Raw genomic sequence first — 1,355 nt, forward strand, 5'->3', positions numbered from 1 at the left:
AACATCAACCAGTTAGCAAGCAATCTGGTCAGACAAGCTATATTGAAAGATTTAATTGTTCCCTCAGACAAAGATGTGCAAGACTTGTAAGGAAAACACTTTCATTTTCTAAAAAACTAACTAATCACATGGGGTTAATAAAATACTTTATTTGTGATTACAATAGACAATTGAGAGCCTTACCTATTTAGCACTACCTAAATTCTCATTTCAATTGGCTATAYGCCGTTTAGTTTKGCAAATTAATCGTWKYAAATTATTTTAATTGCAAATTTTTTACTCATCACTTTGCTTTCTCTTGGAAGATGARATAGCAGAAAAAAAKGCTCCCTTTTGATTAGAAGGATGATTTTTTTTAGTTTGGCAGGATGACARAATCGCATTGGCAATTTGAAAAATACCAATCCAAGCAAAAATTAAACGAATCTGATTTAAGAATGAAGTCGAAAAATTTTTACGAGAAGATGAATGAAATATTAAGTTTTTGATTGAACCAAGAAATGTAATTTTACGTTTTGTTGTTTGCTGCGAGTGTAAATTTACGCCTGTTAGAGAAGTTTGCGTTGTTGACGTTTGCGAATCTGAAACTTGAGAGGAATTAAATAGTTTGGTAATTTTTTTCATTAATCGCTCAGTTTCTTGTATTTCTTGTAACCGGTTTTCCAACCTTTCATGTGTTTGATCGATTTCTTTTATATCGATTTTAAGGGCTTGTACACCTTCAGTTAGCTTATTTGTTTCTTCCGCAAGCCGTTCGTTATCTTCTCCAAACTTTTCTACTCCTTGTGCAAACCGTTTGTTATCTTCTCCAAGCTCTTCCACTGCTTGTGCAAACCGTTTGTTATCTTCTCCAAGCTCTTCCACTGCTTGTGCAAGCTGTTTGCCATCTTCTCGAAGCTCTTCTACACCTTTTACAAACTCTTCATCATCTTGTTGAAACTGTTTTATTTCTTGCCTAAGAATTTCTAGTTCCTCATAAGATTCTTGAAGTTCTTGAAAGGCTTGATTGAATGCCTTTAAATCAGCGGATTTTTTCTCATTTATTGTATTCATAAAGTCTATGTGAGAGCGCAGTATTTCACATTGCGTTTGCATGGATGCCAGTAGTGGATTTTGTTCTTTTCCGTTATCTAGTTCTTCTTGAGTGGGAATAGAAGTATACACTCTTATTCCCTCAATCTCTGCCTGAATTTGCCCAATGGTTTCCCTTGTTTCAGCCTGGATAAGGCAAGTTTCTGCAACCGTTTGCTTAAATTCTTGTTGTTGGGCTTCTAAATCCTGAATTTGAGGAATAATAGTGGAAAGTTTTTCATCAATTTTGCGACAACCGCTATCAATTTTATGGCAGGCAGCGT

The 1,355-nt window shown here is 35.0% G+C and carries 2 protein-coding genes; one reads left to right on the forward strand and one right to left on the reverse strand.

The window, feature by feature from the left end; translation table 11 throughout:
* A partial coding sequence (locus tag TY19_RS12670; RefSeq protein WP_255346658.1) for an IS1 family transposase occupies positions 1-191 on the forward strand: 191 nt, incomplete at its 5' end.
* 85 nt (positions 192-276) lie between these two features.
* Here TY19_RS12670 and TY19_RS16145 read toward each other — a convergent pair.
* On the reverse strand, positions 277-1,355 hold a 1,079-nt coding region (locus TY19_RS16145; protein ID WP_042280379.1), incomplete at its 5' end, for a hypothetical protein.

The sequence above is a fragment of the Candidatus Protochlamydia sp. R18 genome, assembly GCF_000648255.1.
Lineage (GTDB): Bacteria > Chlamydiota > Chlamydiia > Chlamydiales > Parachlamydiaceae > Protochlamydia > Protochlamydia amoebophila.